The 13,257-nt window shown below is 51.7% G+C and carries 15 protein-coding genes; 2 read left to right on the top strand and 13 right to left on the bottom strand.

Features of this window, described 5'->3' with window-relative positions; all coding sequences use genetic code 11:
• Window positions 1-403: 403 nt before the first annotated feature.
• From urtE to ABYP33_RS14245, 13 genes are all read right to left on the bottom strand, one after another.
• Entirely contained in the window at window positions 404-1,099 is a 696-nt protein-coding gene (gene urtE / locus ABYP33_RS14185) for an urea ABC transporter ATP-binding subunit UrtE (RefSeq protein WP_373091772.1), read from the bottom strand.
• A gap of 4 nt (window positions 1,100-1,103) precedes the next feature.
• Entirely contained in the window at window positions 1,104-1,883 is a 780-nt protein-coding gene (gene urtD / locus ABYP33_RS14190) for an urea ABC transporter ATP-binding protein UrtD (RefSeq protein WP_373091773.1), read from the bottom strand.
• Window positions 1,880-3,034, bottom strand: a complete 1,155-nt coding sequence (gene urtC / locus ABYP33_RS14195; RefSeq protein WP_373091774.1) for an urea ABC transporter permease subunit UrtC — start codon at window positions 3,032-3,034, stop codon at window positions 1,880-1,882. Before urtC ends, urtD begins: the two co-directional genes overlap by 4 nt.
• A 6-nt stretch (window positions 3,035-3,040) precedes the next feature.
• Window positions 3,041-4,720 (bottom strand): urea ABC transporter permease subunit UrtB, encoded by a 1,680-nt coding sequence (gene urtB / locus ABYP33_RS14200; protein WP_373091776.1) that lies wholly within the window; start codon window positions 4,718-4,720, stop codon window positions 3,041-3,043.
• Window positions 4,721-4,831: 111 nt separating this feature from the next.
• The gene (urtA, locus tag ABYP33_RS14205; protein WP_373091778.1) at window positions 4,832-6,148 is read right to left on the bottom strand and encodes an urea ABC transporter substrate-binding protein; all 1,317 of its coding nucleotides are present in this window, start codon (window positions 6,146-6,148) and stop codon (window positions 4,832-4,834) included.
• A gap of 249 nt (window positions 6,149-6,397) precedes the next feature.
• Window positions 6,398-7,006, bottom strand: coding sequence for an urease accessory protein UreH (locus ABYP33_RS14210; protein ID WP_373091779.1), 609 nt, complete (start codon window positions 7,004-7,006; stop codon window positions 6,398-6,400).
• 17 nt (window positions 7,007-7,023) lie between these two features.
• On the bottom strand, window positions 7,024-7,635 hold the full coding sequence (ureG, locus tag ABYP33_RS14215) for an urease accessory protein UreG (protein ID WP_373091781.1): 612 nt from the start codon (window positions 7,633-7,635) through the stop codon (window positions 7,024-7,026).
• Window positions 7,636-7,667: 32 nt separating this feature from the next.
• Complete coding sequence (locus ABYP33_RS14220) at window positions 7,668-8,336, bottom strand: urease accessory protein UreF (protein ID WP_373091782.1); 669 nt, start codon at window positions 8,334-8,336, stop codon at window positions 7,668-7,670.
• Window positions 8,329-8,799, bottom strand: coding sequence for an urease accessory protein UreE (ureE, locus tag ABYP33_RS14225; RefSeq protein WP_373091784.1), 471 nt, complete (start codon window positions 8,797-8,799; stop codon window positions 8,329-8,331). The genes ABYP33_RS14220 and ureE overlap by 8 nt, the downstream gene beginning before the upstream one ends.
• Window positions 8,800-8,851: 52 nt before the next feature.
• A complete protein-coding gene (ureC, locus tag ABYP33_RS14230; protein ID WP_373091785.1) occupies window positions 8,852-10,555 on the bottom strand; it encodes an urease subunit alpha in 1,704 nt (567 codons plus the stop codon).
• Window positions 10,556-10,558: 3 nt separating this feature from the next.
• On the bottom strand, window positions 10,559-10,879 hold the full coding sequence (locus ABYP33_RS14235; protein WP_373091786.1) for an urease subunit beta: 321 nt from the start codon (window positions 10,877-10,879) through the stop codon (window positions 10,559-10,561).
• 20 nt (window positions 10,880-10,899) lie between these two features.
• A complete protein-coding gene (ureA, locus tag ABYP33_RS14240) occupies window positions 10,900-11,202 on the bottom strand; it encodes an urease subunit gamma (protein ID WP_008253381.1) in 303 nt (100 codons plus the stop codon).
• Window positions 11,203-11,247: 45 nt separating this feature from the next.
• Window positions 11,248-12,150 carry an urease accessory protein UreD gene (locus ABYP33_RS14245; RefSeq protein WP_373091789.1) on the bottom strand — a complete coding sequence of 301 codons (903 nt, stop codon included), beginning with the start codon at window positions 12,148-12,150 and terminating at the stop codon, window positions 11,248-11,250.
• A gap of 372 nt (window positions 12,151-12,522) precedes the next feature.
• On the opposite strand from ABYP33_RS14245, the gene ABYP33_RS14250 reads away from it, so the two are divergent.
• Window positions 12,523-12,786 carry an accessory factor UbiK family protein gene (locus ABYP33_RS14250; RefSeq protein WP_008253379.1) on the top strand — a complete coding sequence of 88 codons (264 nt, stop codon included), beginning with the start codon at window positions 12,523-12,525 and terminating at the stop codon, window positions 12,784-12,786.
• A gap of 43 nt (window positions 12,787-12,829) precedes the next feature.
• On the top strand, window positions 12,830-13,257 hold a 428-nt coding region (locus tag ABYP33_RS14255; protein WP_373091790.1), incomplete at its 3' end, for a magnesium chelatase domain-containing protein.

A 13,257-nucleotide genomic window follows, 5' to 3' on the forward strand; every position in this document is an offset into this window, starting at 1 on the left:
CTCCTTTGCCTCAGCTAAATCAATGAAGCCAGTATATAAAGAAACCGCTGATATAAAAGTGCAAAATTTTGGGTCAATAGATCAGTAATTTGGATATATTTGATAATACCTTGCTGAATGCGTTTGCTGTACTCATATGGACTCCTGCCTTCGCAGGGGCTGTGCTCGGCCTGCGCAGGCAAGGACGACTGTTCCCTAAACGTCATCCCTGCGCAGGCAGGGATCCATGTGAGCGCAGCGAATGCCGTATCGCGCTAAGGTTTAATGCTGGGATGGACCCCTGCCTTCGCAGGGGCGGTGCTCGGCCTACGCAGGAGTGACAAATGGGGTAGCTTGGCGCATTTTTTAATTATAACCGTGCGTCATCCCTGCGCGGGAGTGACGATTTATGCCAGCTAGATAACTAAACCGTCATATGCCGCCGAACGTCTTCTTCTACCATTTCGTCACCACGGCCAGACAATATTACTTCGCCGCGATCCATTACCGCGTAGTAATCTGCGAGCTCCCGGGCAAAATCAAAGTATTGCTCCACAAGGACAATCGCCATCTCGCCCTGCTGGCGCAGGATGGTAATCACGTTATGAATATCTTTAATAATAGAGGGCTGAATCCCCTCTGTCGGCTCATCTAATACTAATAAGCGCGGCTTTGTAATTAAGGCACGAGCAATTGCCAACTGCTGTTGTTGGCCGCCAGATAAATCGCCGCCGCGACGTTTGAGCATGCTTTTTAGCACCGGAAACAAATCAAAAATTTCAGGGCTAATTTTACGTTGGCTCCGTTTGAGCGGCGCGTAGCCGGTATAAAGGTTTTCTTGCACGGTAAGCTGAGAGAAGACTTCGCGGCCTTGCGGTACATAGGCGACGCCCGCGCGGGCGCGATCTGCTGGGGCCATCGTGCTGATGTCTTTGCCATTAAGCACAATACTGCCACCCCGCACCGGATGGCGACCGGTAATGGCTCTTGCCAGGCTTGACTTACCTACACCGTTACGACCGAGTATGCAGGTCACCTTGCCCTTCTCTGCGCTAATATTTACTTTGCGCAGCGCTTGGCTAGCGCCGTAATAGAGATCTACCTCATTAACTAGCAACATAGTTTTAACGTCCTAAATAGACTTCAATCACCCGTGGATTAGCCGACACAACTTCTAGACGACCCTCAGCCAAAACACTGCCTTCATGCAGGACGGTAACTTTACTGTCTAGCGCCTTAATGAAATCCATATCGTGCTCGACCACCACCACGGTGTGCTCGCGGTTAATTTCTTTTAATAGTGCAGCGGTTTCCATGGTTTCTTGATCGGTCATGCCCGCGGCTGGCTCGTCGACCAGCAATAGCTCCGGCCCCTGCACAATCAACATACCAATTTCCAACCACTGCTTTTGACCGTGCGATAAGCTGCCCGCCAGCTCACTGGTTTTGGCTTTTAGACCGACCAGTTTAATTACTTCATTTACCCGGTCGCCCTGCTCACTGCTCAGCTTATGCCAGAGCGCGCGGATAACACTGCGATTACCTGCTAGCGCCAGTTCCACGTTTTCCCAAACAGTGAGGGTTTCAATAACCGTGGGCTTTTGGAATTTACGGCCAATACCCAAGTTGGCTATATCCGCTTCGTCGTATTGCGTCAGGTCAATGCTGTCGCGAAAGCGTACTTCCCCCGAGTCCGGCCGGGTTTTACCCGTGATGATATCCATCATGGTACTTTTACCTGCGCCGTTAGGGCCGATAATTGCGCGCAATTCGCCCGGCGCAATATCTAAAGACAAATTATTAATCGCTTTAAAACCGTCAAAACTTTTGGTCACGCCATTAAGGTACAACATGCTTTGCAATTCTGAGCTGTGAAAGCCCGGACTTTTTACAACGGCACTCATGACTCTGCTCCTTGCGATGTCGGCGCGTTGCGTTCAGCGCGACGATCTTGCAATTGTTTAACCACGCCCACGATGCCCTTAGGTAAATACAAAGTGCTGACCACAAACAGCGCCCCCAACATAAACAGCCACACTTCTGGGAAGGCGCCGGTAAAATAGGTTTTAGCGTAGTTCACCGCCACCGCGCCGATGACCGCGCCAAACAACGTGCCCCGTCCGCCGATCGCTACCCAAATAACAATTTCAATAGAGTTGATGGGGCCAAACTCGCCGGGGTTGATAATACCGACCTGAGGCACATATAAAGCACCAGCAATGCCAGCCAATATCGCCGACACCACAAACACAAAGAGCTTAAAGTGCTCAACCCGATAACCCATAAAGCGTGTGCGACTTTCGGCATCGCGTATTGCCACCAACACGCGACCGTATTTACTGCTCACAATCGCGCGGCACAAAATATACGCCAGCATCACGCTCAACGCCGACAAAGCGAACAATACACAGCGGGTGATATCTGACTGCAAATTAAAGCCGAGAATATCTTTAAAATCGGTAAGACCATTATTGCCGCCAAAGCCCATATCATTGCGGAAGAAAGCCAACAGCAAAGCATAGGTCATGGCCTGGGTGATAATCGACAAATACACGCCGGTTACTCGCGATCGAAACGCCAGCCAACCAAACACAAAGGCCAATGCGGCAGGAACCAAGGCCACCATAAACATGGCGAAGAAGAAATTATCAAAGCCATACCAATACCACGGCAGCTCGGTCCAGTTCAAAAACACCATAAAGTCGGGCAAGTCAGCGTTACCATACACCCCGCGCTCACCAATCTGCCGCATTAAGTGCATGCCCATGACGTAGCCGCCGAGTGCGAAAAACGCGCCGTGACCGAGACTTAAAATACCGCAGTAGCCCCAGATTAAGTCCAGCGCCAGTGCGAGCAAGGCATAGCAAAGATACTTGCCCAGTAGCACGACAATATAGGTGGGTATATGCAACAAACTGCCTTCGGGCATTAGCAAATTACACAGCGGCACCAACACCATGGCGGCAAACAACGCCATTAACAAATAGCTACCCGCTTTATCTGCTAGCAATAAACGGCCAATGGCACTGCGTTCAAATATTTTTGTATTCAGCATGGTCAATTAATCCTCTACCGAGCGGCCTTTAAGGGCGAACAAACCGCGAGGCCGCCACTGAATAAACAGAATGATGAACACCAGCACAAAGATCTTGGCCAGTACCGCACCCGCGAAAGGCTCCAAGAATTTATTGGCTACACCGAGGCTCATCGCCGCGAAGAAAGTGCCAAATAAATTACCCACCCCGCCAAACACCACCACCATAAAGGAATCGATAATATAAGACTGACCGAGGTTCGGGCCGACATTGGTGAGCTGGCTCAAGGCCACTCCGGCAATACCTGCAATACCTGAACCTAAACCAAAGGTTAAGGCGTCTACCCAACCGGTACGGATACCCATAGAATTGGCCATAGCGCGGTTTTGCGTAACGGCGCGCATTTGCAAACCGACAAAGGTTTTCTTTAACAAAAACACCAGCAGCAATAACACAATTAAACTGAAGGCAATGATGTATAGACGGTTATAGGTCAGTGACAGTGCGCCGTTAATTTCCAGCGAGCCACTGAGCCAGCTTGGCGCGGTCACCGATTTATTCAACGGCGAGAAAATACTGCGCACCGCTTGCTGCAAAATCAGACTCACACCAAAGGTTGCCAGCAATGTTTCTAGCGGACGCCCGTATAAATGACGGATGATGCCGCGTTCTATCACAATACCCACAAGACCGGACACCATAAACGCGGCGGGAATGGCCACAATAATTGAGTAATCAATATAGTTTGGCATGAGTAATTGGATGACGTAGGTGGTGTACGCCCCTAGCATCATCATTTCGCCGTGGGCCATATTAATCACGCCCATAACGCCGAAGGTAATCGCCAAACCCACCGCGGTAAGTAACAGCACGGAACCCAGGCTCAAGCCAAAAAACGTATTCTCAATTAATTTGTAAATTTTTGCTTCGCTGCGCATTTGCTTTAGTACTGCAGCGGCAGATTCTCTAACTAAGTCATCCGACTCCAAATAGTTGCCGTCGCTGTCAGTAAGTTGCATGGCCGCGAGCAGTGACATGGCGTCGCTATTGAGGCTGCCGCGAAAGGATTCGATAGCCTCTAACCGCAATACCTGTTCATCGGAATTTAAATTTACCATCGCCGCCGCGAGCTTGAGCGTTTCGGTCACCTTGGCATCAGATTCCATCACCAATGCCCGCTCAATGGCGGGCAAAAACTCCGGCGCGGGACTGCGCACCAAGTTTTTGGCGGCCTGCAATCGCACAGCGCTGTCTTCACTGCGCAGTGCAATTTCGGCCAGCACACCGCGCAATACCGTGCGCAGCTCATTATTGATACTAATTTTACGCACTGCGCGACTGCCCACTACGCCGAGATCTTCATTGCCAATCACAGCGACCACGCTGTAGCCATCGGCGTGACTACGAGCGTAAACCAATTGTTTCGCTTTTTTGGTGTAGTACAAATCACCTGACTGCAGCGCCTCAAGCACAGCAACGCGCTGTGGCAAATTTGAGTTGGCAATCATATTTATTAAGTTAATTTTGTCTTCTGTACTTTTTGCCGTAACGAGTTCATTCAGCAAAAGCGCAGCATCTTCACTTTGTGTTTTAGTTTGGCCTACCATCGCAATCGGCGCGGCAGTGCTTTGCATAGGCAATATAATGACTAAGCAAAATAGAATAAATCGGAATACGGCATGCGTATCGATATGCGTCAGCTTCATTGAAAAATCCATTTGCAATAGATACTCCGCCAAGAATTAGCGGGGTATCTTTTTTGAAAAAGAAGTCCGGGGGAACTTCCTTTATTTAGCAAGCGAACTCGCTAAGAAGGCTTAGTAGTTTTGACCCGAGCACTTCTTGGTTTCGGTATTGTAGTTACCGCACATGATTTTAGGATTCTGCCAATCTGCTTCAAGCTTAGCGCTCTCCGGCAGGAAGTCAGTCCACGCATCACCAGGAACGGCCGCTTCGGTTTGCCATACGATATCGAACTGACCGTTTTCTTGAATCTCACCAATTAGCACGGGCTTGGTCAGGTGGTGGTTGGGTAGCATAGTAGCCACGCCACCAGTCAAATTCGGAACACTAATTCCGATTAGAGCATCGTGTACTTTATTTACTTTAGTGGTTTTGGCTTTTTCGACGGCTTTCACCCACATATTAAAGCCGATATAAGTCGCTTCCATTGGGTCGTTGGTAACGCGCTTGGCGTCGCCGATATACGCCAGCCATTTATCAATGAAGGCATCATTCATTTCGGCATCTGCGCTCATGAAGTAGTTCCACGCGGCAAGATGACCGACAAGCGGGCCAGTATCGAAACCAGACAATTCCTCTTCACCAACCGAGAACGCCACTACTGGAATGTCTTCTGCAGATAAACCTTGGTTAGCCAGTTCTTTGTAGAACGGCACGTTGGCGTCGCCATTGATGGTTGAAACCACCGCGGTCTTTTTACCCTGTGAACCGAATTTTTTAATATCGGACACAATGGTCTGCCAATCAGCGTGACCAAAGGGTGTGTAGTTAATCATGATATCTTTTTCAGCCACGCCTTTGCTTTTTAGGTAGGCTTCAAGAATTTTGTTGGTGGTGCGTGGGTAAACGTAGTCAGTACCCGCCAAAACCCAGCGTTTTACTGAACCGCCCGCTGAACTCATTAAATAATCAACTGCAGGTATTGCCTGCTGGTTGGGCGCAGCGCCGGTGTAGAAAACGTTTTTAGAAGACTCTTCGCCTTCGTACTGAACGGGGTAAAACAACAAACCATTTAACTCTTCAATAACCGGCAAAACTGATTTGCGCGATACCGATGTCCAGCAACCGAAAATAACATCGACCTTATCTTTTTCTAAAAGCTCTTTGGTCTTTTCAGCAAACAGCGGCCAGTTAGATGCGGGGTCAACCACAACCGCTTCTAATTTTTTACCGAGTAAGCCGCCTTTTTTGTTTTGCTCTTCTATCAACATCAGCACCGTGTCTTTCAGTGTGGTTTCACTGATCGCCATGGTGCCAGATAGCGAATGCAACACACCGACTTTGATGGTGTCTGCCGCCTGGGCAATCGAGGCGCTTAGCGACAAGGTCGCGGCCGCCAACACAATACTGCTGTGCTTGGCGAATGCCTTGATGGATGATTTCGTTTTCATACTTCGCTCCCAACTCTATTTTTATACCGCTAATTAATTCAATCGCATTGCGATTGCTCAACGGACCCTGGTAAATCTACCAAGAGGTGTTAGCAGAATTGGTGCCAATCAGGGGAAAGTCTTAGTTTGCGGGGCTTAGCGAGAAAAGCAGCGCAATGATTTAGCATAGCGCTACGCTGCCAGCCTTATCCGCGTGCAGTACGCCGCACAATAATTGTGCGTGCGCACCAAAGAAATACAATCTAAAAATCAATGACTGAGCAATAAAGTAAAGCCGAAGCCAATCGCAAACATTGCGGATAAAGTCTGCAGGCCGTGCTGCATGTGATGGTGACGCTGACCCAAGAAAGCAAAGCCACCACGCAAGGCCAAGCCAACCGCCGCCATTGCAGCAATCAGCCCCAAATTAAAAAGTAAAACATGAGCCATTCCAAGCGAGGGACTAGCCAAGCCCGCAGCAGGAATCACTGCCAATAAGGGTGCAGAGCCCGCACTACCGTGGATCAGCCCTACCCAAACAGCAGACCGACGAACGCCCTGTTTTGAATCATGATGCTGATGTTGGCGCCATAAATGGTAAAAACTTAAGAGACCAATCCCAATCAACATCCACGCAACCAAGGCCTCGGCAGCGGCACTGAAATCGTAGGGAATGGCCGAGCCCGCCAGCAGTACCGCACTGGCCACACCAAGGACGGCCAGCCCATGCCCCAGCCCCCAATGCAACGCAAAGCGCAAGCTGTTACGGCCCTTATCACGCCCGCTCATACCGCCCACTGCGGCGAGATGGTCGGGGTCAAAAGCATGCACCACCCCCGCCGCAAAGCCGATGAATAAAACACTAAACAAAGGCGACATACTCATTCCCCTTTAATTCAAGCGCCGAGCATGCCCTGCTCAACAATAAAATCAACAATTGCGGCAACGCCGCTGCCGTCTTTTAAATTGCTAAAAATAAACGGTTTGTCGCCACGCATGCGCTTGGCATCGCGATCCATTACATTGAGGTCGGCACCCACCAAGGGAGCCAAATCAGTTTTATTAATAATCAATAAATCTGAGCGGGTAATACCCGGCCCGCCTTTGCGGGGGATTTTGTCACCCGCCGAAACGTCGATCACATAGATGGTTAAGTCCGACAACTCGGGGCTAAAGGTTGCCGCTAAATTATCCCCACCGCTCTCGATCATGATTAAATCCAACTCGGGAAAGCGGCCACTGAGTTCAGCCACTGCTGACAAATTCATCGAGGCGTCTTCGCGGATTGCGGTGTGAGGGCAGCCGCCAGTTTCCACGCCGAGAATCCGCTCTTGATCCAGCACCTCGTGGCGCAGCAAAAACTCAGCGTCTTCTCGGGTGTAGATATCGTTGGTGATGACCGCGATGTCAAAGCGCTCGCGCAACTCGGCGCACAGGGTTTTAACTAGGGCGGTTTTACCAGAACCTACTGGGCCGCCAATACCAAGCCGCAGTGCAGGCTTTTTCATATAAATACTCCACATATAATGAATAACAAATTCTATGATCGAAACAAACGTGAATACTGGGTTTCATGCTGAGCCGAGGCCATTGCCAAACCCGGCAGACCAACACCGAGATCATCATTGTGGCGTGTTTTCGCTGCACTCACACTGGCCTCTAATTTCGGCATCAAAGCCAACAATAAGCGCTGACCATCGGTCTGCCCTAGCGGCACCAATTTAATGGCCGCCGCCACCTGATTCTCTAACCAACTCCAGGCGAAACCGCTGAGCGCGTCATCGCTATTAACTTGCCAATGCTGGGCCGCCAAGGCGAATACCGTGGCAAAACTTACCCCCACGCCTTTGGGCCAAGCCAAGGCATTGGGCACTTCCAGTGAAACCAATAAGCGCAGCAGCGCTTCGCCCATTTGCACGTCTTCTAATAACAATTCCTTGGATTCACGCGCCGCCTGTAAATAGTCATTCCAATAGGCGACATCGTCCAGCGCGCCAGCCTGCCATGCCGTATGCAAACGCTGTAAGACAGGTAAATCTAAACCACCCAAGCTGTGGCTTAACACCTCGCCAATCCAATCTTCTGCGCCCGCCAAACTCTTTACCCAGCCTCGCTCAACCGCATACTCCAAACCCTGTGAGTAGGCATAAGCCCCCACCGGCAGGGCAGGACTAACGAGATGCATTAAATGCAGTAATGGACTAGTCATGATGATGGTGGTGGCTGTGAATACTGCCCGCGCCACTATTATGGTAGGCGCCGTTCTCGGGGTGGAAGGGCTTTTCGCCAATTTGAACCTCTAAACCTAAGCCGCGCAACATATCGTCCAGCACATGGTCGTGCTGATAGCGCAATTCCCCCGCATCAATCTGCAAGGGCACATGACGATTGCCTAGGTGGTAGGCGGCCCGCGCAAACAATAGGGCGTCGTCAGTGTGAACCAGCGACAGGGTTTCTTTAGCCGCCACCACCGATATTTGCTCGCCATTTTTGGCGATTAAAATATCGCCATCGGCAAGCACCTGACCCCGCTCAATATACCAAGACAAATCCTGGCCGCAGCGAGTTTTACCGCGAAAACGACTGCGCTGCCGATCTTGATAGTTCAGCACAATACTCATTTCTGGCGCTAAACCCTGGCCCTCACTTGCTACCTCAAAACACTCAAGCATCACTTACTTCCAAATTAAAATTAATTTTTCTCAACTAATTAGAACCAGAAAATCAAAACAAACAATAACGCTGAGCTAAGGGCAGCTCAGTAGCCGGTTCACAAATTAATAACTGGCCGTCGGCGCGCACCTCGTAGGTATCGGGGTCGACCTCCATCACCGGCTGATAACTGTTCAACACCATATCGGCCTTGGTCACATTGCGGCAGTTTTTCACTGCGACTAGCGGGCGATCTAAACCCAGTGCGCTGCCAATATCAGCATCAATCGCGGCTTGGCTAACAAAACTCACCGAGGTCTGCACACAGGCTTTACCATAGGCGCCGAACATCATCCGGTAATGCACCGGCTGCGGGGTGGGAATCGACGCATTGGGATCGCCCATGGGCGCGGCGGCAATGGCGCCGCCTTTAATAATCATGGCGGGTTTAATGCCGAAGAACGCTGGTTTCCACAACACCAAATCGGCAAGCTTACCTACCTCGATAGAACCCACCTCATGGCTAATACCGTGGGCAATGGCCGGATTAATCGTGTATTTGGCGATATAACGACGGGCGCGGAAATTATCATTATCTGCGCTGTCTTCTGCCAGCGGACCGCGCTGCACTTTCATTTTGTGAGCAGTCTGCCAAGTGCGACACACCACTTCGCCGACTCGGCCCATAGCTTGGGAGTCGGAGGCAATCATCGAGAAGGCGCCAAGGTCATGCAGAATATCTTCAGCGGCAATGGTTTCCTTGCGAATGCGGGAATCCGCAAAGGCCACGTCTTCGGGAATATTGGGATCAAGGTGATGACAGACCATGAGCATATCCAAATGCTCGTCCACAGTGTTCACCGTATAGGGCCGCGTCGGATTGGTCGATGACGGCAATACATTGGCCGCGCCGCAGGCTTTGATAATATCCGGCGCGTGACCGCCGCCAGCGCCTTCGGTGTGATAGGTATGAATAGTGCGGCCTTTAAAGGCGGCGAGGGTATCTTCAACAAAGCCCGACTCATTCAGGGTGTCGGTGTGAATCGCGACCTGCACATCGTATTTGTCCGCCACACTCAAGCAGCAGTCGATAGACGCTGGCGTGGTGCCCCAGTCTTCGTGGAGTTTTAAGCCCATGGCACCGGCTTTAATTTGCTCTTCCAGCGACTCTGGCAAACTGGCATTGCCCTTGCCGAGAAAGCCCAAATTCATGGGAAAGCTCTCGGCAGCCTGCAGCATTTTGCCCATATGCCAAGCCCCCGGCGTGCAGGTAGTGGCATTGGTGCCCGTCGCTGGGCCGGTGCCGCCACCGATCATGGTGGTCACCCCGCTCATCAAGGCTTCTTCAATTTGCTGGGGGCAAATAAAGTGGATGTGCGAATCGATGGCTCCTGCGGTTAAAATCTGACCTTCACCAGCAATCACCTCGGTGCAGGGGCCAACAATAATATCCACATTGGGCTGTATATCCGGATTGCCGGCTTTGCCTATGGCGCAAATTCGACCGGCCTTTATCGCCACATCGGCTTTAACCACGCCCCAGTGATCTAATATCAAAGCATTGGTAATCACCGTGTCAGGGGTATAGGCACCGCCTAACTGACTCTGGCCCATGCCGTCGCGAATGACCTTGCCGCCACCAAACTTCACTTCTTCGCCATAGGTCGTAAAATCTTTTTCTACCGAGATCCACAACTCAGTGTCTGCCAAGCGCAGGCGGTCGCCCACGGTGGGCCCATACATTTCCGCGTAGGCGCGGCGATCTATCGTAGCCATTACTTATGCTCCTTGCTTGTCGAGGGCGCCCATCACATCGCCACGAAAACCATAGACTTCGCGCTTGCCCGCCAACGCCACCAGTTCGACTTGGCGGCTTTGACCAGGCTCAAAGCGCACCGCCGTGCCCGCCGCAATATTTAAACGAAAACCCCGACTCGCCACGCGATCAAAAATCAGCGCGGGATTGGTTTCAAAAAAATGATAATGCGAACCGACCTGTATCGGCCGGTCGCCACTATTGGCGACATCAATCACGCAGGTATCGCGGTCGGCATTGAGGGTAATATCGCCCTCGGCTGCGATTAATTCTCCGGGAATCATAAATACTCCGTTATGCCTATTTAAACGATAGGGTTATGGACGGTGACCAGCTTGGTACCGTCGGGGAAGGTCGCCTCCACTTGCACCTCGTGAATCATCTCGGCAATGCCGTCCATCACGTCATTTTTAGTTAATACCTCGCGACCCGCGCTCATCATCTCGGCTACCGTGCGGCCCTCTCGGGCGCCTTCCATTACCGCCGCCGAAATCAGCGCAATCGACTCGGGGTAATTTAATTTAAGGCCCTTGGCCATCCGGCGCTCGGCCAACAGGGCGGCGGTAAACAGCAACAATTTATCTTTATCTCTGGGACTCAATTCCATGACGGTGTCATCCTGTTTTCAATGAATTCTCATTTCAATGCTAATTTAGGTGTTCCAAATCCGCGGCGGGCAGGCCTCTCGGCCATTAAATTGCGGCCGAAGCTGTGCCCACAGCCACGTAAAACCTCTGCGGCACTGCTCCGGCGAATCACCCAAATAGCGCGCTAAAAAAATATCCCGCTTTTGCGATAAACCCCACTCTGCCGGCAACCAAGCATTTTGCTCAGCAAGCTCACTGAGGCCGTCACGCAACTGATCCATCATGGCCTGATCGCAAATCATCGTCGCGAAAAAGCTGCCGCTCACTGAGGCGCCAGCCATGCCCCAAGGCGCATTCAGCATGGCGCTCCCCCCCCGCCATTCGGTGCGTTCAACTAATAGTGGTTTGCCGTCGCGGCGTATGTCGATTTTTTGCCGGCAACGTCCCTGGGCAAACCCTTCACCACTGGCGCGGCGGCCCAGCACCACAATATCCCATGCACATAAACGGGCATTGCCCTGCAGAGCGAAGTGATTACTCAATTCGGCTTCAGCGCCTTCAAATACAATGGTTTCTTGGGGCAGCCATTCCAAGCAGGCGCCGTCGGCGACATCGGCGCTTATACCCTGGGATTGGGCAGTTTTAGCCAAGTCGCTGCGGTACACCTTGCCCGCCGAGGGCGTGGTTAGCAGCGCTTGTGCACCGGCGTCCAAATCCACCGCCACCCGCAAGATATCACCGGCCACCATGCCACCCGGAGGATGCAGGAGATAGACGTGGCAGCAATCGCCTTCTGGGTAAAATGGCCGCTGCACCCGCAATGGCCCCTTGTGTAAAATCCGCACCAAATTAGTGCGATTTATGCTCGCACGCAAACCCAGCTCAATCGCCGCTGACCACGACTTGGTCGGCGGTGTCGCTGAGCAGGTGTCAGCAAGCCCAGCGCTTACGGTAGCTATAGCCGTCAACGGCAATTCCTTATTAGTAAAAGTCAATTTCTACGGTCGCCGAACACTTAAAAGCTCAACGCATTACATTAGTTAAGAGCAATATCTGTACCATCACTGTGCGTTTTTATTAGCACTGCGCCAAATCGGATCTGATTGCTGCCAAAAACGCACCATTATTAAGCCGGCAAGAGGGAGATGCTTGACGGGAGACGGTAAACGCTAAGATAAAATCTAAACCCGACTTGCCTTTGCGTCTTCCGTCTTCCGTCTTCCGTCTCCCGTCTCCCGTCTCCCGTCTCCCGTCCAGCATTTAGCTAGCGCGAGGCGCCACACATCTCCCATGCATCGCCAATAAACGATACACTTAGCCAATCAACGAGGTAACGATCCATGGCTAAACCCGATTTTATTGCTCAGCTGGCGCAACAGGCCAGCAAGCTGATGAACAATGGTCCTGAAATTCAGCAGGACATCGAAGAGAAAGTGCAGGTGTTACTACAAGGCGGATTCAGCCGCTTAAACGTGGTGTCTCGTGCCGAATTTGACGCCCAAGTCGCTGTGTTGAATCGCACCCGCAGCAAATTAGAGACACTGGAGAAACAGCTCGCGGAATTAACTGAGCAATTAGCAAACCAAACCGGCAGCAATACCTAAACATTGTATTTCAAAGAATAGCGCCGCCTTCAAGGATGAAGACATGCCCCTCGCTACCGTATACAGCCGCGCCAAGCTCGGCGTGCACGCACCACTCGTTACCGTAGAAGTCCACTTATCGGGCGGCTTACCCGCCTTTAATATTGTCGGTTTGCCTGAGGCCAGCGTGCGCGAAAGCCGCGACCGAGTGCGCTCTGCACTGGTTAACTCACGCTTTGAATTTCCGGTGAGTCGTATTACCGTCAATCTTGCCCCCGCCGACTTACCCAAAGAAGGCGGCCGCTTCGATTTACCTATCGCCATCGGAATCTTGGTGGCCTCTGGGCAATTGCCGACCGCACCACTCGCCAATTGCGAACTAATTGGCGAACTGGGGCTGAGCGGTGAATTGCGCGCGGTAGACGCCGCGCTGCCCGCAGCGGTGCAAGCTGGCGAAGCGGGGCACAGCCTGATACTACCCGCCGCCAACGC

Source organism: Zhongshania sp. (assembly GCF_041584495.1).
Classification (GTDB): Bacteria; Pseudomonadota; Gammaproteobacteria; order Pseudomonadales; family Spongiibacteraceae; genus Spongiibacter.

What these genes read in the sequence shown, in the direction of transcription:
- urtE (WP_373091772.1), bottom strand. Translation starts at nt 1,099, where the DNA reads ATGTTGCTAGTTAATGAGGTAGATCTCTATTACGGCGCTAGCCAAGCG.
- urtD (WP_373091773.1), bottom strand. Translation starts at nt 1,883, where the DNA reads ATGAGTGCCGTTGTAAAAAGTCCGGGCTTTCACAGCTCAGAATTGCAA.
- urtC (WP_373091774.1), bottom strand. Translation starts at nt 3,034, where the DNA reads ATGCTGAATACAAAAATATTTGAACGCAGTGCCATTGGCCGTTTATTG.
- urtB (WP_373091776.1), bottom strand. Translation starts at nt 4,720, where the DNA reads ATGAAGCTGACGCATATCGATACGCATGCCGTATTCCGATTTATTCTA.
- urtA (WP_373091778.1), bottom strand. Translation starts at nt 6,148, where the DNA reads ATGAAAACGAAATCATCCATCAAGGCATTCGCCAAGCACAGCAGTATT.
- ABYP33_RS14210 (WP_373091779.1), bottom strand. Translation starts at nt 7,006, where the DNA reads ATGTCGCCTTTGTTTAGTGTTTTATTCATCGGCTTTGCGGCGGGGGTG.
- ureG (WP_373091781.1), bottom strand. Translation starts at nt 7,635, where the DNA reads ATGAAAAAGCCTGCACTGCGGCTTGGTATTGGCGGCCCAGTAGGTTCT.
- ABYP33_RS14220 (WP_373091782.1), bottom strand. Translation starts at nt 8,336, where the DNA reads ATGACTAGTCCATTACTGCATTTAATGCATCTCGTTAGTCCTGCCCTG.
- ureE (WP_373091784.1), bottom strand. Translation starts at nt 8,799, where the DNA reads ATGCTTGAGTGTTTTGAGGTAGCAAGTGAGGGCCAGGGTTTAGCGCCA.
- ureC (WP_373091785.1), bottom strand. Translation starts at nt 10,555, where the DNA reads ATGGCTACGATAGATCGCCGCGCCTACGCGGAAATGTATGGGCCCACC.
- ABYP33_RS14235 (WP_373091786.1), bottom strand. Translation starts at nt 10,879, where the DNA reads ATGATTCCCGGAGAATTAATCGCAGCCGAGGGCGATATTACCCTCAAT.
- ureA (WP_008253381.1), bottom strand. Translation starts at nt 11,202, where the DNA reads ATGGAATTGAGTCCCAGAGATAAAGATAAATTGTTGCTGTTTACCGCC.
- ABYP33_RS14250 (WP_008253379.1), top strand. Translation starts at nt 12,523, where the DNA reads ATGGCTAAACCCGATTTTATTGCTCAGCTGGCGCAACAGGCCAGCAAG.